The sequence below is a fragment of the Soonwooa sp. genome (assembly GCF_030151385.1).
Lineage (GTDB): Bacteria > Bacteroidota > Bacteroidia > Flavobacteriales > Weeksellaceae > Soonwooa.
The window spans coordinates 16,272-35,539 of the sequence record NZ_JASLDS010000001.1 but is presented as its reverse complement, the minus strand read 5'-3'; the positions used below and the strand labels follow the sequence as shown (position 1 = coordinate 35,539).

The 19,268-nt window shown below is 35.6% G+C and carries 14 protein-coding genes; 9 read left to right on the top strand and 5 right to left on the bottom strand.

From position 1 onward, the window contains the following. Positions 1 to 173 precede the first annotated feature (173 nt). The 7 genes from Q1V95_RS00130 to Q1V95_RS00100 all read left to right on the top strand — a co-directional run bounded on the left by Q1V95_RS00130 (position 174) and on the right by Q1V95_RS00100 (position 9,978). Positions 174 to 1,697: a choice-of-anchor L domain-containing protein gene (locus tag Q1V95_RS00130; protein WP_300668823.1), complete on the top strand. Its 1,524-nt coding sequence runs from the start codon at positions 174 to 176 to the stop codon at positions 1,695 to 1,697. Positions 1,698 to 1,706: 9 nt separating this feature from the next. Further along, entirely contained in the window at positions 1,707 to 2,645 is a 939-nt protein-coding gene (locus Q1V95_RS00125) for a gliding motility-associated C-terminal domain-containing protein (RefSeq protein ID WP_300668820.1), read from the top strand. 92 nt (positions 2,646 to 2,737) lie between these two features. Then, entirely contained in the window at positions 2,738 to 7,030 is a 4,293-nt protein-coding gene (locus Q1V95_RS00120; protein ID WP_300668817.1) for a T9SS type B sorting domain-containing protein, read from the top strand. Between the two features lie 130 nt (positions 7,031 to 7,160). Then, entirely contained in the window at positions 7,161 to 7,952 is a 792-nt protein-coding gene (locus tag Q1V95_RS00115; protein WP_300668814.1) for a hypothetical protein, read from the top strand. Between the two features lie 66 nt (positions 7,953 to 8,018). Further along, on the top strand, positions 8,019 to 8,696 hold the full coding sequence (gene trmB, locus Q1V95_RS00110; RefSeq protein WP_300668811.1) for a tRNA (guanosine(46)-N7)-methyltransferase TrmB: 678 nt from the start codon (positions 8,019 to 8,021) through the stop codon (positions 8,694 to 8,696). Positions 8,697 to 8,698: 2 nt separating this feature from the next. Next, positions 8,699 to 9,325, top strand: a complete 627-nt coding sequence (locus Q1V95_RS00105) for a DUF6759 domain-containing protein (RefSeq protein WP_300668808.1) — start codon at positions 8,699 to 8,701, stop codon at positions 9,323 to 9,325. Positions 9,326 to 9,474: 149 nt separating this feature from the next. After that, positions 9,475 to 9,978: a hypothetical protein gene (locus tag Q1V95_RS00100; RefSeq protein WP_300668805.1), complete on the top strand. Its 504-nt coding sequence runs from the start codon at positions 9,475 to 9,477 to the stop codon at positions 9,976 to 9,978. A 73-nt stretch (positions 9,979 to 10,051) separates the two neighbouring features. Here the strand turns inward: Q1V95_RS00100 and rpsB are convergent, their stop codons facing one another. The 3 genes from rpsB to rplM all read right to left on the bottom strand — a co-directional run bounded on the left by rpsB (position 10,052) and on the right by rplM (position 11,865). Next, positions 10,052 to 10,810 carry a 30S ribosomal protein S2 gene (rpsB, locus tag Q1V95_RS00095; RefSeq protein ID WP_079667344.1) on the bottom strand — a complete coding sequence of 253 codons (759 nt, stop codon included), beginning with the start codon at positions 10,808 to 10,810 and terminating at the stop codon, positions 10,052 to 10,054. Between the two features lie 207 nt (positions 10,811 to 11,017). Next, positions 11,018 to 11,404: a 30S ribosomal protein S9 gene (gene rpsI / locus Q1V95_RS00090; protein WP_300668797.1), complete on the bottom strand. Its 387-nt coding sequence runs from the start codon at positions 11,402 to 11,404 to the stop codon at positions 11,018 to 11,020. Between the two features lie 5 nt (positions 11,405 to 11,409). After that, a complete protein-coding gene (gene rplM / locus Q1V95_RS00085) occupies positions 11,410 to 11,865 on the bottom strand; it encodes a 50S ribosomal protein L13 (protein WP_300668795.1) in 456 nt (151 codons plus the stop codon). Between the two features lie 808 nt (positions 11,866 to 12,673). On the opposite strand from rplM, the gene Q1V95_RS00080 reads away from it, so the two are divergent. Then, a complete protein-coding gene (locus Q1V95_RS00080) occupies positions 12,674 to 13,813 on the top strand; it encodes a DUF3667 domain-containing protein (RefSeq protein WP_300668792.1) in 1,140 nt (379 codons plus the stop codon). Positions 13,814 to 13,894: 81 nt separating this feature from the next. On the opposite strand, the gene Q1V95_RS00075 is transcribed toward Q1V95_RS00080, so the two are convergent. Beyond that, positions 13,895 to 14,227 carry a hypothetical protein gene (locus tag Q1V95_RS00075; RefSeq protein ID WP_300668790.1) on the bottom strand — a complete coding sequence of 111 codons (333 nt, stop codon included), beginning with the start codon at positions 14,225 to 14,227 and terminating at the stop codon, positions 13,895 to 13,897. Between the two features lie 7 nt (positions 14,228 to 14,234). Further along, entirely contained in the window at positions 14,235 to 15,761 is a 1,527-nt protein-coding gene (locus Q1V95_RS00070; RefSeq protein ID WP_300668788.1) for a hypothetical protein, read from the bottom strand. A gap of 139 nt (positions 15,762 to 15,900) precedes the next feature. Here Q1V95_RS00070 and Q1V95_RS00065 point away from each other — a divergent pair, with 139 nt between their 5' ends. Beyond that, positions 15,901 to 19,248, top strand: a complete 3,348-nt coding sequence (locus Q1V95_RS00065) for a methylmalonyl-CoA mutase family protein (protein WP_300668870.1) — start codon at positions 15,901 to 15,903, stop codon at positions 19,246 to 19,248. The last annotated feature ends 20 nt before the right edge of the window (positions 19,249 to 19,268 follow it).

Genomic DNA, 19,268 nt, shown 5'->3' with positions numbered 1-19,268 from the left:
AATATTACACTAAAACATTTTCTAATACTAAAGTTAAGTTTTCCCAAGTCTTTTGAGGCTTGGGATTAAGTTTATTTAAAAATATTTTAATGTAACCAGATGCTCAAGCTAACTTTAAAATTGTAATTTTGTTGCCCAAAATTTCTGCAATAAAAGAAAGTTTGAAGCAAAAAATGTGTAAAAATCTATCTTATAAAATTCTTTTCATCCTAAGTCTTATTTTAACGAATACACTTGGGAAAGCGCAATTTATTTCTGTTGACACTAATTACAATGCACAGCAATTGGTGGATAAATTTTTAGGCGCTAACAATGCGTGCATAAGAGTTAGCAATGTATCCATTACAGGTTGGAACACTCCAGGAGAGCTTAGTTATGGTTATTTTACAAAAAATGGTAGCAACTTTAGCATTGATGAAGGTATAATTCTCTCCACCGGAAAAGCAGCAGATGCACATGGTCCTAAAGGCGACATACAAAGTTTCACAAAAGATAGTTGGCACGGCGATTCTCTTTTAGAGCAAGCACTTAATATGCAAAATACGTTTAATGCCACTATATTAGAATTTGATTTCACACCTTCCCTCAGTGACCGTATTTCATTTGAATATATGTTCCTTTCAGAACAATATCTTACAAATCCAGTAAACACTCCAAAATTAAATCAATGTAATTACACTGACGCTTTTGTATTTCTCATTAAAGAAAAAAACGACCCAGCAACAAGCTACAAAAATATAGCAGTACTTCCTAACACCAACATTCCTGTTGCTGTCAATACAGTAAGAGGTCAAACCGACAACAATGCTTGTCCTGTCGCAAATCCCCAGTATTTTGGACAATATAACTCTAGAAATCCTACCATTTCTCCTACAAATTTTAATGGTGAGACTAAAGTTTTAACGGCCTCGACAATTGTGGATGCAGGTAAAATTTATACTATAAGATTAGCAATTGCCGACCAAAATAATGGACTTTACGACTCTGCAGTTTTTCTAAAAGCAGGAAGTTTTGTCGGCAATCAAAATCTAGGTTCCGATTTGACAATGGATTATAAAACAGCTCTTTGTCCAGGAGAAATCCACAAGATTGATGCCACCCCAATATCTGGCAATCCAATCTCTTTCATTTGGAAAAAAAATGGACAAATCCTACCAATCGGCTCAGTTACTTCTGGAGGTACAACAATTACAAATTTAACGTCCCAAATTAATATCAAGGCACCGAACCAGTTTGATGAGTACACTCCTGAGAACGAAGATCTTTACGAAGTTGAAATAGAATTAGATAGTGGATGTAGGTTAAAGGGTGATGTGAAAGTAGAAAAACAAATATCTCCTGACATTCATCAGTCCTTAAAATTTGAAGCTCCTTGCGATGACGACTTAGATGGTAATATTGATGTATTCTTTTCAGCCTACGTTCAAAGAATTATAAGCAATATATCGGCATCCGACCAAAGTTTTGATATCAAATATTTTAAGGATAAACCTGCCGATCCTAACAATCCAGATTTCTCACAAGCAATTACTAGCATTAGTTTTTCTACAGACTCACAAAGTGTCTGGATATGGGTAAAACCAGGAAATTGCGATCCTTTTCTAAAAGAGATTACATTTTCTAAAAAAGCCAAAAGCATTCCAAACACTTACTCAGATATTCCAATTTGTGATAATGAACTTACTGGTTCTAAATAAGTTGACCTTATGGATTACAAAGATATTATTGCAAGCAATATTGTTGGAACTCCGAGGTTTTACAAATCGAGACCAGACGCCAACAATCAAAGTAATGTTTTGGCAAATACCAAGATTACTTTGACTCCAACTTCGCAAAACAAATATTACATCCGTTATAACCAACTTGATTTATGCGACGATGTGGAGGAAATGACTTTTATTTTTAAACAACCTGCAAAATCCACAACGCTAGAAGATTTGACAATTTGTAAAAATGCCACAACAACTTTGGATGCAGGAGTTGGTCCTGGTACCGGTTTCACATCATATGAATGGAGTTATATAGATCCTATAACCCAAACAAATGCTACAACTCAAACCATTGAAAACGTGCCTGTTGGCATATATACGGTAAAATTGGGATACAACAACTGTTTCTATACACAAACTGTAAAAGTAAAAGCGGCAACATCGGCAATCATCGACGCCATTGACATCAACGGTTCTACCGTAACTGTTTCTGCGACAGGAGGCACACAACCTTATTTCTATGCTTTAGATGGCGATCCTAATGATTCTGGTCACTACCAAGCTTCTAATATTTTTCACAATGTTCCTATTGGTCAACATGTCATTTACCTAAAATCAAAAGATGGTTGTGACGTTGTTTCTAGAAATTTTTCCATTGTCAACATTAGTAATGTTATAAGTCCAAATGGTGATGGTATCAATGACAATATCAACCTTTCTGAATTATTAAACAAAACCGATGCACATTTTAAAATTTATAACCGAAATGGCGTTCTAGTTTTTGAAGGTAATTCTGGAAATAACTTCATCTGGAATGGAAAACAAAACGGCCACGTTCTTCCAACTGGTAGCTACTGGTATACCGCGGATTGGACAGAACCCACCTCTGGAAAACGACAACAAATAAAAGGTTGGATTTTGCTTAAAAACTATTAAAATAACAACAGATTAAAACTGTTAAATAGGTCCGTCACCAAAATACTTTTGCTAATAAATCGTTACATTTGTTAACACAACTTTGTTATTCAATGAAAAGATTTCTATCAGCCTTTGTATTTTTGTTTTTCTTTGCTCATTTTTTCGCACAATTAGACCGAGAACATTGGTTTGCGCCAATATATGATGGTCAAGAGAATACCAATCAACGTCAACAATATTTGTCTTTGTCAACAGACGAGCCAAATGACACTACAGTTAAGGTATACAACAATAACGTTTTAATTTACGAAATAAGGGATTTAAAGAAAGGAAGCCCAAAATCCATTGGAATTGACAGAAATTATATTATTACAAGCAACTTGACGAACCTTGCAAGCGTTGGTTCATTAGGCTTGCATGTTGTTGCTGATAATCCAATATATGCGAATTTGCGAATTGCTGTAGAAAATCATGCTGAAATTATTACCTCAAAAGGTTCTTCTGCATTAGGAAAAGAATTTTATACAGTTGTGTCTCCCAATAATGTTGCGGCTTCCAGTCTGAATTTTATGACTAGTATTATTGCCACTAAAGATAATACCAAAGTAACGATCAATGATTTTAAAAAATCTTTAAAATATTTAAATACTACCCAATCTTCTAATTTTACAGTAACGCTTAATAAAGGACAATCCTATATTCTAGCTGGAAGAACTAATGACAATACAGGCAATTTAGATGCTTTTACAGGTGCTCATATTACAGCTAATAATCCCATTACCGTAACTAATGGTAACTTCAATGGTCAACAATCTTCATTAATGGCTGCGGGCACTACTGTTAAATCCGACATCCTTATGGATCAGTCGGTACCTGTTAATTTTTTGGGTGATCAGTTTGTTGTAGTAAAAGGTTTTGGAAAAATTGGTAATGACATGGAAGGTGCTATCGTCGTTGCTACAGAGCCTAATACCAGCATCTTCGTTAATGGTAGTACGACGCCTATAGTTGTTCTTAATAATCCTGGTGATCACTATTGGATCAGAGAAACCAATTTTCAAGAAAATACTCCTGGCCATTTTAATATGTTAATAAATACAGACAAAAACTTTACGACTAATTCTCAAAAAAAAATCTATGTTTATCAATTAATGGCTGGTGTAGAAAATGGCGATAACGCTCTAGCAACAGGAGGAATGAATTTTATCCCACCAGTTAGCTGTTATTTGCCGAAAAAAATTGATGAAATTGGTGATATCAACAAAATTGGCTTAACGTTTTATCATACAAAATTAAACATTGTAACGCAATCAGGAGCGGAAGTGACTGTCAAAAAGAATGGTGCGGTGTTGCAGGTTATACAAGCTTCGGATCTAGTGAGTGTTGGGGGAACTTCTGAATGGAAGTCTTTTTCGATTGATAATATTTCTGGAACTATATCTTTAGAATCAACCAAGGCTATGACAGCTGGTATTTCTGCAGGAGATAACAATGTGGGGTATGGTGGTTATTTTGCAGGCTTTTCAAAAATTCCGTTAATTGTTAACAAAGGCGGAAATTGTATTCCAACTGCAATCCTGACGCTTCCAGAAGGTTTTGATGATTATAAATGGTACAACAAAGATAATCCGACAGTTGTGCTTTCGACTTCTAATACCTTTCAACCTAGTGTAGCAGGAATTTATTACGCTGTGGTCAAACAAGGTACATGCGACGCTGCGCAAACTCAAGATTTCTATTTTTATGAATGTACTACTTATACTGGCGATATTATCAATATTTGCGATGCCCAAAATATACCGACAATTACTGCAAAATTCGTACTAGGAACAGAGGCGCCAGCAAGTATAAAAATTACAAAAGACTGCAATCCTAGCTTTGGTAGCTTAAGTATCAATGGTTTGCAAATTTCTTACACTCCCAAGCCTAATGTATCAAATGTCGTAGATAGTTTCGAATATCAAGTATATAATGCTGCAGGCACTTACTACGAAGAGTTCCATGTTACGGTTAATAATAATCAGATTGCAGCCAAGGATGCTACTGTTGGACAATGCTCGACTACCAATCCAACTAGTTTCGATTTAACAGAAACGAATTACACTACGGAACCACATTTCCAAAGTGTTAAATACTATACATCGCCAACTGGAGCAGAAAATCAAACAGCCACTGAGGAGATACCAATGCCATATACTTCATATACCGCATTGGGTGGAACAATCGTGTATGCCAGAATCGAAAACACTTTAGGCTGTCATGTTGTTAGAAAAGTGACTTTAAAAATTTTATCAACACCGGATGTTAGACCAGAAAACTATACAAAGCCACATTGTGACGAAGACGATGGCAAACTAGATGGCAATTACCAAGCAGATCTTGAAGAGGTCACCAATAGCATTTTGGCTGATAAAGCTGGTTTTACAATTAATTATTTTAAAACGCAACCAGACGCAAATTCGCCCACTGCAAGCAATACATTACCAAAAAACATACCCTATATCTTCACTGCGGCTAATAACAAAATTTGGGTGCGCGTAGAATCTGGAAGTAGCTGTCCTGTTGTCATGAAGGAAATTGAATTAAAAATTGGTAATTTAATTCCTGATGCAACTGGCGGATCTGCAAGCCTTGCAGATAATGCTTGTAATGATGTTACCGCTTTTGATTATGTAAGCAAATTCACAAACGAAACGGGATTGAGCGCAACTTATTACAAATCCCTGCCCGATGCTCAAAACAATACGAATGGCACAACTGTTAACAATCCAACAATGCTTAGTATCGTTGATGGACTTAACACTTTCTACTTTAGAGTTTGGAATGCGGCATCTTGCGCTAGAATTTTTAAACTAGAATTAACACGTCAAAGCCCTCCAACGCCAACCTTCCCAGATGCGCCTTATCACATTTGCGATGATGGTACTTCAACCTATAATTTAACTGCTGGTTTAGGCTCTGGCTATACTTATGAATGGTATAACGATAACACTAGCACATTCGTTGGCAGTGGTGAAAGCATCACAGTCTTGCCTGGAAAATATTTTGTTATTGTTAAATCTGCAAGTTTGCCTTGTACAACAAAATCGACAGTTGTGGAAGTTGTCGGCGAGCCAAAACCTATCCTTAACACAGCCGCATTCATCGAAACATTTTGCGATGATCATCTTGATGGCACCTACAATGTAAAATTCTCAACACAAGTTACTCCAGTAATATTACAAAACAGCACTAAGTTCACTACCCAGTATTATCGTGATGCTGTGATGATGGATGAAATATTGACTGATGATTGGTCATTTACTACCAACACTCGAGTTTGGGTTAAAGTTACATCGCTATATTGTGGTTCTGTATCAGGTTATATAGATTTCAAAACACGTCAAAAAGTACATTTAGATAATGACGTGGCTACTGCTACAGAGTGTGGTGACTTAGATGGAAAATACACTGTTACTAATCTTGATAATTATAGAAGCAACTTTACCACAGATCCTAGTTTAAATATTACCTACCATAACTCAAAATCAGGTGCGCAAAACAGCAATGATATTGTCAACACCGCAGATTTGACCTTTATAAATACTAAAACTTATTATTTGCGTATTTCGTCATCAACTGGCCCATGTCCTGTGTTAGCAGAATTAACTATAAACATCAATCGTCCAGAAGCTTCCACAGAATTAAAAGGCGTATCTATTTGCGCTGGGACAACAGTTGAATTAAAAGTGGGAACAACTTTAGATGGATCAGATTTCAAAAGTCAGGTTTGGTACAAAGCAGAAGACCTTAATACAGCAATATCAACTGATAAAACTTACAATGCCTCAATAGGAAATTATGTTGTCGTTCTCGAAGCACAAAATGGATGTAAGCATTCCCAATCTGTTAAAGTCTCTCAGGCAGAATCTGCAAAAATAACAGCCATAATTATTGACGGTACAACGGTTACAGTAAAAGCCGAGGGAGGAGTTCCGCCTTATGAATATTCTCTAGATGGTCCAATGTATTACAGACCATTTAGTACCAACAATGTTTTTACAGATGTCAGCATTCCCGGCATTTACAACGTTTTGGTAAAAACCTCTAGTAATTGCGAACCAACATTGGCACATTTTACCATCATTAAAATCCTAAATACCATTACGCCAAATGGAGACGGACAAAATGATTACATAGATTATTCTGACTTGAAATCGAAAGCTAATGCTAAATTTATCGTTATTGATAGATATGGAAAAAAAGTCTACGATTCTGCAGAAAGAAAAGATTATATTTGGGATGGTAAACTTAATGGTAAACCACTTCCTACAGACACCTATTGGTATATCCTGGAATGGACCGATCTTGGTGCGTCTGCGCCAACACAACAGAAAGGTTGGATATTGCTTAAAAACAATTAAAAATCTATCACTAAAGATTTAATTATAACAAATTAACAAAATCGGGTTAAAGTTTAATATAACTTTAACCCTTTTTATTTATCAGAATATCGACGAATAGAGAAATTTCTATATATTTTTGCTTCTCGAAATGAAACAATTTTTTATCCTTTTTATTGTCGTTTTTGGCTTTACCGCAAAAGCACAAACTTTCACTGGTGAGATATACTTAAGAGACCGATCTAATCTGTTTCTTAATCAGTTTTATGTAACCAATCTTAATACTCAAAAAACGGTATTAGCGGACTATAACGGTAATTTTACACTTCCTGCAAAAGCTGGAGATGTTATACGCTTCACCTCGATTATTACAGAAAGAAAGGATCTAAAATTAACGAATGATCAAATTGTCACAACCAAAAATTTTATCGAATTAAGTATTGCTTATTACGAGTTTCAGGAAGTTATTGTTTCTGCTTTCAAAGCAAGTGGCAACCTTAGAAAAGATGTGACCAGTCTCAAAAGCACTGACAAATCTTACGAAATTCGCAAAGTTATTGGTCTACCAGCTCCTAAAGGCGATGGCACACCACCACAAGAATCACTTATGGGACTTAGAGATGGCGGGTATAGCTTGAGCATCAGCAGTCTATATGATATGCTTTCTGGTGAAGCGAAGAAGAAGAAAAGATTATACGAGTACGAAAGAATGGAAAAAAGTATAAGTGGTGTACAAAAATATTTTGGAGATGATTACTTTGTTCGTTTAAAAGTTCCGAAAGAGTTTATCCAAAATTTCTTGCAATTTATCTACAGTTCCGACAACATTGCTTACCTAACAGAAGCGGGTAACTACGAAGCCATTAAACCATACATCGAGCGTTATCTTCCCGTTTATCAAAAACGTCTAAAAAATTCGCATTTGGCTGAAACAAATCCATAAAATAAAGCTAGATTTAATTAAAATTTAACTTTAAAATCATTATTTTTGCATCCACTAATTTTTAAAATGGGCAAGAATAAGATTGCAAGATTCGAAGAGAATAAAGTTTTACCAAATGTTTTCCAACCGACACGCGAGGAAGCACTTAACAACTATCCTCTGAAAGGTAACTGGAGAAAGGATGTTTTTAAAAACGATAATCCTATTGTATTGGAACTTGGATGTGGAAAAGGAGAATACAGTGTTGGCTTAGCAAAAGCTTTCCCTGAGAAAAACTTTATCGGCATCGACATCAAAGGGGCAAGATTTTGGTTCGGTGCAAAAGAAGCGCATACTTCAGGAATGAATAATGTTGCTTTCCTTAGAACTCAAATCGAACTTATCGAACATTTTTTTGCAGAAAATGAAGTGGACGAAATTTGGATTACCTTCCCAGATCCACAGATTAAATACAGACGTACCAAACATCGTCTAACACATCCAGACTTTCTTGACCGTTATAAAAAAATCATGAAAAAAGATGGTGTTGTCCATCTTAAAACGGACTCCGAATTCTTGCATGGCTACACGCTTGGATATTTGCAAGGCGCTGGTCATAATATCATCACAGCACACCATGATATCTATGGTGCTCCCGAATATGAACCAGGCACACCTCTTTTGCGCGAAATCCAAACTTATTATGAGCAATTATTCTCCGCTAAAGGAAAAACGATAACCTATATCAGATTTCAAATTAAGTAAGTATGAAAAGAGTTTTATGCATTGTAGGGCTTGCTCTATTGACTGCTTGTGCTTCAAATTCGAATGCTGATACAGGCAAAAAGCACCATATTACACAAAGCACGGACATCAAAGAAATTGAGAATTATCTTAAAAACGCACATAAAGACGACCAATACCGTTTATTCTTAAAAAGAAAGCTTATTGCTCTTAAAAATGCAGCTTGGATGAAGAGTGGACAAGGAGTACCAATGGCGGCAAGACCAATTGTCACTGATTTGCCAACAAATCCTAAGTCGAATAAAATCGATCGTGAACTTTTCAACAAATTACTTTCCGAGGCTAAAACAAATCAAAAGAAAAATACTGTCAATGTGTTAAATGAGCTTTTTAACGATAGCAATCCCAATAGTCCGACCTCTATTGTCCTGATCCAAAACAAGTCCGTATGTGATATGATTTTGACATTAGAAGGTCCAAAGTTATACAACCTTGCTATTCCAGCAAATTCGGATACAAGTATCACTGTGGAAAAAGGCACTTACAAACTACAATCTAATGTCTGCGATGCAGCCTACTCGTCTACAAAAACTATAACAAAAGGAATTGTTATCAGCTTAAATACTGACAAGCTGGCAACCAAAAATTAATCACAGTTTTAATTAATAAAAACAAAAAGATTCAGAATAACTTTTCCGAATCTTTTTTTGTTTAAAAAAGTCAAGCTTCGCATATTTCTGATTCATAATTTATATTATGGAAAATCTTTTTTAATTTAGTTAAGTAAAATAAAAGGCTAATGAAAAGGTTTAATCTAGTAATTTGTTTGTTGGTAGTAGTATCTATACTGGGTTTTCTCATGCTTTTTCGACATTCCATCTTTAAAACAGAAGCGCAAAAGAATGCAGAAAATCGTGCATACCAACAGCAACTAGATGAAGCTGCCATAAAGCTAGCAAAATTCAATAAAGATGTTCTAACAAGAATCGAACTAGATGGAACTATAATTGGTCGAAATTACGAAAGAAACAAGGGCGACAAATACAGTTTAAGTATAAAAGTGAAACATCTTAACTACGGCAATTTGGCTCCGAACATTGACTTCTTATACGATTTCCGAAACAGAGAAACGATTCGTATTTACTACTACCCTTCTGATTCTTGTTCTATTGATGACTCCAATATTGGTGATGCCATAAGAAAGAACTTAAATGAAGATTATTTCACAATTACTTCCAATAAACCAAACCAAAAGAATACAAGCCGTAAATTATATTTTGCCAAACAAATGTTTCTGAAATAGACTGTCAAATTCTGAAAACAAAAAAGGTCCAGAATAAATTCTGAACCTTTTTATATTTCGATTAATCTGTTGATTAAGCTTCGAAGTCAGCATCTTTTTCTGCTGTAGCCTTCTCCCCTTCTTCTTTAGATTTTTCTTTCTCAGCTTTTCTTTGAGATTGTCCTTCTTTGATAGATTCTGATACTACAGAAAGTACCATATCAATAGCTTTAGAAGCATCATCGTTTCCTGGGATAACGAAGTCAACTTTTCTAGGATCAGAGTTAGTATCAACGATACCGAAAACTGGAATACCTAATTTTTTAGCTTCTGTAACTGCGATGTGCTCTCTCATAATATCTACTACGAAGATAGCAGACGGAAGACGCACCATGTCAGAGATAGAACCTAAGTTCTTCTCTAGGTTAGCTCTTTGACGGTCAACTTGTAATCTTTCTTTTTTAGATAAAGTTTCGAAAGTACCATCTTTCTTCATTTTATCGATAGCGTTCATTTTCTTAACCGCTTTTCTGATAGTTACGAAGTTAGTCAACATACCACCTGGCCATCTTTCTGTGATGTAAGGCATGTTAAGTTCTGCTGCATGTTTAGCAACAACTTCTTTCGCTTGCTTTTTAGTCGCTACGAAAAGAACTTTTTTACCTGCAGAAGTTATTTTTTCTAAAGCGTTACAAGCTTCGTCCAATTTAACTGCTGTTTTATGTAAATCTACGATGTGAATACCGTTTTTCTCCATGAAAATGTATGGAGCCATATTTGGGTTCCACTTTCTAGTCATGTGACCGAAGTGTACGCCAGCCTCTAGAAGGTCTTTTACATTTGCTTTTGCCATGTTTTCTTTTTTTGTTAGTTTACTTTCCGTTTCTTAAACAATCAACAACTTCTATAGATGGGAGAAGCGTTTGGATGCTAAACGTAACGGGCAATTGGCGGTTGGCTTTTTGCTTGTAGCAATTGGCTTGTCGCCGAGATTAAGTTTAAATAAAATTTAACACATTTCTGTAGCCAATAGCTAATAACCATTCGCCAACAGCAAATCTTAACGTTTTGAGAATTGGAATCTCTTTCTTGCTTTTTTCTGACCTGGTTTCTTTCTTTCAACCATTCTAGAATCTCTAGTAAGAAGACCGTGAGGTTTTAACATCCCTCTGAATTCTTCGTTGATTTCGCAAAGAGCTCTTGAAACGCCTAATCTGATAGCTTCAGCTTGACCTGTGATACCACCACCGAAAACGTTAACTGTTACGTCATACTGACCTACAGTTTCTGTTAATAAAAATGGTTGGTTTGTTTTATATACTAAAACATCTGTACCGAAGTATTCTTTAACGTCTTTACCATTAATAGTGATGTTACCAGCACCTGGTTTTACGTATACTCTAGCTACAGAAGTTTTTCTTCTTCCGATTTTGTGTACTGTAGACATACTTATTATTTAAATTCGTTAAGGTTGATTACTTTTGGCTGTTGAGCTTCGTGCTTATGCTCAGTCCCTACATATACATGAAGGTTTTTAAGGATAGCGCTACCCAATCTGTTTTTTGGAAGCATACCTTTAACTGCTTTTTGAACAACTTTAAGGTTGTCTTTTTTCATAAGTTCAGCAGCAGTCATAGACTTTTGTCCACCTGGATATCCTGTATGCCAGATATAAGTCTTATCATCCCACTTGTTTCCAGAAAGTGCTACTTTCTCTGCATTCAAAACGATTACGTTGTCTCCACAATCTGCATGTGGTGTGTAATTCGTTTTGTGCTTACCTCTCAAAATCTTTGCAACTTTAGAAGCTAAACGTCCTAATGGTTGCTCAGCAGCGTCTACTACAACCCATTCTTTATTTGCAGTAGCTTTGTTTGCCGATACGGTTTTGTAACTTAATGTATTCACAATTTATCGTTTACGATTAAACATAATTTTTCCCTATAAAAGGTGTGCAAAGGTAAGAATTATTTTCGGAATAAAAAATCCTTTTCAAAAATTCTAAGAATTATTCTCTTTCTTAATGGCTTAAATAATGAATTGTCAGTATTTTTCACAGATGAAAATTTAATATTAGAAATGATTTTAAAATAAAAAAGCTTGAAAATCACTTTCCCTATTCTTGTCAAAGTAATAAGATTAACAGGTCGCTCCTACGGAGCTCCTCCTTCAAATCACAAGATTTCTACTAACAGATAGTTCCTACGGAACATATAATGTTTTTAAAAGCAAAAAATTCGCATACAACTAAATCTACAAAACTAACAGTCCGCTCCTATGGAGCTCCGCTACCAAATCACAAGACTTCTACTATCAGATAGTTCCTATGGAACATTTAACTTAAAAAAACATATGCGCCTGAAATCCAGAAAACTAACAAATCGCAACTAAAGAGCTCCGCCATCAAACCACAAGATTTCTGCTAACAGATAGTTCCTACGGAACATTTGACTTTAAAAAAAACATATGCGCCTGAAATCCATAAAACTAACAGTTCGCTCCTTCAGTACTCCTCAATCAAATCGAATGACTTCTACTAACAGAGAGCTCCTACGGAATCAACTAACTAAAGTTTGTTATATTTAGAAACAAAAATTGTTAGCATATAATACCAATTGTTCAAAAAAAAGAAATCATATTCATTTACCGTTCATCATTTTTATAAATATTTTTTGAGCAGAAAAATTATATTTGCGTTCGAAAACATCATCACATTATGAGTCACGGAAAAATTAGACATGAGAAAGATTGTCTTAATTGCGGACATTACGTAGAAGAAAGATTTTGTCCACATTGTGGTCAAGAAAATACCGAAACGAGACAACCTTTTTATTTTTTGTTTACCCACTTTTTCGAAGATTTAACGCATTACGACGGACAATTTTGGGGAACGATTAAGAATCTACTTTTCAAACCTGGAAAACTCACCAACACTTATCTAGAGGGCAAACGTCAAAAGTTTGTTCCACCTGTTAAGCTGTACATTTTTGTCAGCTTTATCTCATTTTTTGTATTTGCCCTTTTCCCTACTATTAATTTAAATAGCGAACCACATCAATACAAAACTCAAAGTGAAGCCGTTGCAGCAAAAAAAGAAGCAGAGGCTAAACGGGAATTCTTCACGGAAACAATCCAAGGCATCCAAAATAATAGCAGCAAGCAACTACCGGATTCTCTTGTTAAGCAAAAAATTGATTCTCTAAAAACAATCATCAAAAAAAATAATAAAAACGGAGATATTAGTCTTAGTTTAAAAGATATAATTGACGCCGACAATGGTATAAGTGAAGACATTAATTTTCTAGGTTACAAAACACAGGAAGAGTATAATAAAGGCACAAAAAATAAAATCAATGGTTTAACTTGGTTGCAAGATGCTTTTGCTCACAAATATTTTGAACTAAAAGAACAAGGCGTCAAAAAAGGTGATATATACACCAAACTTTTGCAAACTTCTTTCCATAATCTACCAAAAGCATTGTTCATCTACCTTCCGATTTTCGCCTTCTTTTTATGGATTTTCCATAACAAGAAAAAATGGTGGTATTTCGATCATGGTATTTTTACATTGCATTATTTTTCGTTTTTACTACTAACGATTTTAATTGCTACCCTAGCTATAAAGCTTAACGGTTCTTTGGAATCTCAAGGATTTTTAGCATCAATAATTAATCTTTTTGCAGTTCTATTATTCGCATATAGTGCTATTTACTTCTTTATTGCACATCATCGTGTTTACAAATCGCATGGTATGATTAGCATATTAATAGGATGGGTTATTTTCTTTCTAAATATTTTTGCATTCACATTTTTAGTAATGGCATTAGGTCTTTTTAGTTTTATCATGATGCATTAACCGAATATTCCAATAAATAATAAAGCGCTTCAAAACAAATTGAAGCGCTTTATTATTTTAATATGATTTTAAAAACAAATTCTATTGACGCAAAGATTTACTTTCTCGGAAACTTGCAATTAAATAATAAGCAACAAAAACTGTCGAAAATCTTATAATGGAAGGAATCGCGATTTCAAAATTGAAAAACGCAAAACCAATGACCACCAACAAGGCAACGCCAATTAAGGAAAATCCCATTTTCTTAGGAAGTGCCCAATCTGGTCGATCAACATAATAAGCCATCCCCCAGCCTAGCCCAAATGCTAAAGCATAATAAAAATCGATTCTTGCAGAACCAGTTCCTGATAAAAATTGATGAAATAGGAAACTAATTAATGTTCCCGCTACTAAATATATAACTGCTCGTTTCATGTAAAACTTAATACTTACCTATCAAATAATCTTCGTAAAAATACGAACTTGGACGGTAATATTCGTCACCTTCTATTTTAAGAAGCTCTTTGGTCTCCAAAAACAATACGCCATTATCATTGTAACGTCTTGTGTATAACCACTTATCTTTAACTTCTTGTTCGGTTTCTGATGAATAATCTTTGTATCGAATTTTTCCATGAACCAACAATCCGTCATTAATTGTTGCTTTAGAAATTGCTTTACCTTTTTTATACTGAGTCACCTCTGCACTAAAACTATAATCGCCATCAAACTTCTTATAAGTATACGTTAGATTTTTGTTCTCGTCGTAAACGCTGGTGTTAAAAGTTTTAAGAACTGGATCGTATTTGGTTTCATAGAACGTATTTCCAGATTCTGGATAAGTTTGCATTTCGTAGACTAAAATTCCTTTTTCGTATTTAGAAACAGAATTATCACCATACATTGTACCATCACTTGGATTACCATCTACATAAGCCAGTTTGGATCTAACAGATTGATCTGGATTATAATATACTGCTTCTTTTATGTTGTCACCATCGTAGTTAATCTGCTCTTTTAATTTACCATTTTGGTCATAATTTTTAACATTTACAGTTTTAAAATTATCATACTTTGTAATGGTACTCACCAAGTCAGAATCATAAGCGAATGTATAATCTTCCCCAGAATACTCCATCAAATAATCCAAATCGGCATTAGTTTTATAATTGATTTTCGCCAATTGCTTTCCTGCCTTATCAAAAATAACTTTGCTTGCTTCTTTATTCTTCTTAGTATATTCTTGCGATTTTTCTCCAGATATATAATAAGTCTCGTAAGACTTTACTTCTCCGTTATTATCGTAATTATCAATGCGCGAAATTCTAAAAGGATCATATCCGAAATTAACTTCAATACCTTTTACTTTCCCATCGCTATCGATTTTACGAGAACCTAGCGCCTTTCCATTTTTACCGAAATACTTAGTTTCGACTTCCGATCCATTCTTATAGTAAGACTCGTATCCCATTGGATTTGCTTCGCTTTCAAAAACCTTAGCATAAACAGCATCACCATCTTTCATTTCGGTAATACTATTATAACCAACACCATATTCCTCATCTTTGTATTGATAATACTTACCAGACATCTTACCCTCGCCTTTGTAGACAACATCTTCGGTAATACGACCATGAGTATCATATCCTTTTGAGACTCCATTAAGTTCACCTTTCTTAAATTCGGCTATACTTTGTGGCTTTCCATCTGGATAATACCAAGTAACCTTACCATTATAGACTTCTTTGCCAGGTGTCGCATCCGATGCCACACCTTCCATTTGCAAAGTTCCATTTTTGTAAAAATCTTTGATTAAAGTTTCTTGACCTTGCTTATAAGCTTCTCGATAATAGCTCATATTTTCCTTCTTTGTAGGCTGCCAATCCTCATCGAAATAAGTAATCTGTTGACCAAAAACCGACATCCCAAAACTGATCGCAAAAAATGCTGACATCAATAATTTTTTCATAATTTATTTTTAAGCCTTTAAAAATACTGATTAAACATCGATTCCTAAAGTAAATTTTAAATTTTAACAATTCCCAAAAGCTTTTGAATATTTGAAGGAATCCTTGTAAATGATTATATTTGATGGTTATAAGTTTTATATGGAAAACCAAAAATATACCCCTAACAATAAGGTTAGAATTGTAACTGCGGCGGCGCTTTTCGACGGGCACGATGCAGCGATTAATATTATGCGTCGTGTAATCCAAGGTTCGGGATGCGAAGTAATCCACCTCGGACACGACAAATCTGCTGAGGAAGTGGTAAATACTGCGATTCAGGAAGATGCCAATGCAATTGCGTTGACGTCTTATCAAGGTGGTCACAACGAGTATTTCAAGTACATTTATGATCTTTTGAGAGAGAAAAACTCACCACAAATCAAGATTTTTGGTGGCGGTGGCGGTGTAATTCTTCCCGAAGAAATCAAGGATTTGATGGATTACGGTGTGGACAGAATTTATTCTCCAGACGATGGTCGCGAGCTTGGTCTTCAAGGGATGATCAATGACCTTATCAAAAGATCGGACTTTGCAACAGGTGAAAAAATTACGGCTGCTGATGTTGAAGATTTAAAATTTGAAGATTCGGCGAAGTTGGCGCAAATCATTTCTGCGGTTGAAAATTTCTCTGATGAAAAGCCAGAATTGGTTGTAGCAATTAACGATAAAGCTAAAGATTTAAATATTCCGATTGTTGGGATTACAGGTACTGGTGGTGCTGGTAAATCTTCATTAACAGACGAATTGGTGAGACGTTTCTTGCGCTCGAATCCAGATAAAAAAATCGCTATTATCTCAATCGACCCTTCTAAAAAGAAGACAGGTGGAGCACTTTTGGGCGACAGAATTCGTATGAATTCCATCAACGATCCGCGTGTATTCATGCGTTCGATGGCAACGCGTGAAAACAACGTTTCGGTTTCGCCTTTCGTTCATACTGCTTTGAATGTTTTAAAATTGGCTCATCCTGATGTTATTATTTTGGAAACTTCGGGTATTGGTCAATCAGGTTCGGAAGTATCGGATATTGCTGATGTTTCAATGTATGTAATGACGCCTGAATACGGTGCTTCAACGCAATTGGAGAAAATCGACATGTTGGATTATGCCGATTTAATTGCTTTAAACAAATCCGATAAGCGTGGTGCATTGGATGCCTTACAAGCAGTAAGAAAGCAGTTCCAAAGAAACCATTTGCTTTGGGAAAATCAATTGGACGAAATGCCAGTTTTCGCTACAAAAGCGTCTCAATTCAACGATCACGGGACAACAGAATTATTCAATACTTTGGTTAAAAAAGTAAACGAAAAATTTAGTTCAACAGGTCTTCAAGAGTTTTTAGAGCAGGAAATTACGAGTGATACGACGATTATTCCTGGGAAAAGAGTTCGTTATCTTTCTGAAATCGTTGAAAACAACACACACTACGACCAACAAGTTTTGAAACAAGCTGATTTGGCGCGTAAAATGTACCATATTGATGGTGTTAAAAATTTAATTCAAAATGAAGTTTTAGACGCTGAATTCCAAAAAGCAGAAAAAGAACTTCAACAAGAAAATATAGACTTCTTAAAAACTTGGGATGATACCAAAAAGGCTTTCCACGAGGAGTTTTATTCGTATTTCGTAAGAGGAAAAGAAATTAAAGTTGAAACCTCGACAGAATCTTTATCACATCTTAAAATCCCGAAAATTGCACTTCCAAAATACCACGATTGGGGCGATTTAATTGCTTGGAAAGGTCAAGAAAACCTTCCAGGAAGTTTCCCTTACACGGCGGGAATTTATCCTTTTAAAAGAACGGGGGAAGATCCAACGAGAATGTTCGCAGGTGAAGGTGGTCCCGAAAGAACCAACAGACGTTTCCATTATGTTTCTGCGGAAATGCCTGCAAAACGTTTGTCGACGGCGTTTGACTCGGTGACGCTTTATGGTCAAGATCCTGCTTTGCCACCAGATATTTATGGTAAAATTGGTAACGCTGGGGTTTCGATTGCAACTTTGGATGATGCTAAAAAATTATATTCAGGATTTGATTTGATTAATGCTTTGACTTCAGTTTCAATGACAATTAATGGTCCTGCTCCAATGTTGTTGGCGTTTTTCATGAATGCTGCCATCGATCAAAATGTGGAGAAATATTTGGAACAAAACGGTCTTGAAGGTAAAATTGAAGAAGCTTTAAAAGCAAAATTTGATGCTAAAGGTCTGAAACGTCCAGAATACAACGGCGAATTGCCACCCTCTAACAACGGTCTTGGACTGAAATTATTAGGTTTAACAGGTGATGAAGTGGTTCCTGCAGATGTTTATGCAAAAATAAAAGCCGAAACAATTGCGACAGTTCGTGGAACAGTTCAAGCGGACATTTTGAAGGAAGATCAAGCTCAAAATACGTGTATTTTCTCGACAGAATTTGCATTGAGATTAATGGGCGACGTTCAGGAATATTTTATTAAAAATAAAGTAAGAAACTTCTACTCGGTTTCGATTTCTGGTTATCACATTGCAGAAGCTGGTGCAAATCCTATTTCGCAGTTGGCATTTACATTAGCAAATGGTTTCACTTATGTTGAATATTATTTGTCTCGTGGAATGGATATCAACGATTTTGCACCGAACCTTTCGTTCTTCTTCTCCAATGGTATCGACCCAGAATATTCGGTGATTGGTCGCGTGGCAAGAAGACTTTGGGCAAAAGCGATGAAGTTTAAATACGGAGCTGACGAACGTTCTCAAATGTTGAAATACCACATTCAAACATCGGGTCGTTCGCTTCACGCGCAAGAAATCGATTTTAACGATATCAGAACCACACTTCAAGCTTTGTATGCGATTTACGATAACTGTAACTCGCTTCACACGAATGCATACGACGAGGCGATTACCACGCCAACGGAGGAGTCTGTAAGACGTGCGATGGCGATTCAGTTGATTATCAACAAAGAATTAGGTTTGGCGAAAAACGAAAATCCACTTCAAGGTTCTTTCATTATTGAAGAATTAACGGATTTAGTTGAAGAAGCTGTTTATGCAGAATTCGACAGAATTACGGAAAGAGGTGGCGTTCTTGGTGCTATGGAAACAATGTATCAACGTTCGAAAATTCAAGAAGAATCGATGCATTACGAATGGCTAAAACATACCGGTGAATATCCAATTATTGGTGTAAATACGTTCCTTGGTAAAGATGGTTCGCCAACAGTTCGTCCAGGTGAGGTTATTCGTTCGACTGAGGAGGAAAAGCAAGCTCAAATCGAGAATTTGCACAACTTCCAAAATGCCAACGATGACAAATCTGCAGAAGCACTAAAAACGCTTCAGCATGCAGCTATCAACCAACAAAACTTATTTGAAGTGATGATGGATGCTGTGAAATTCTGTTCTCTTGGTCAAATTACCAACGCTCTTTTCGAAGTGGGTGGAAAATACCGCCGAAACATGTAGTGCGTGTCGCACAGACAATA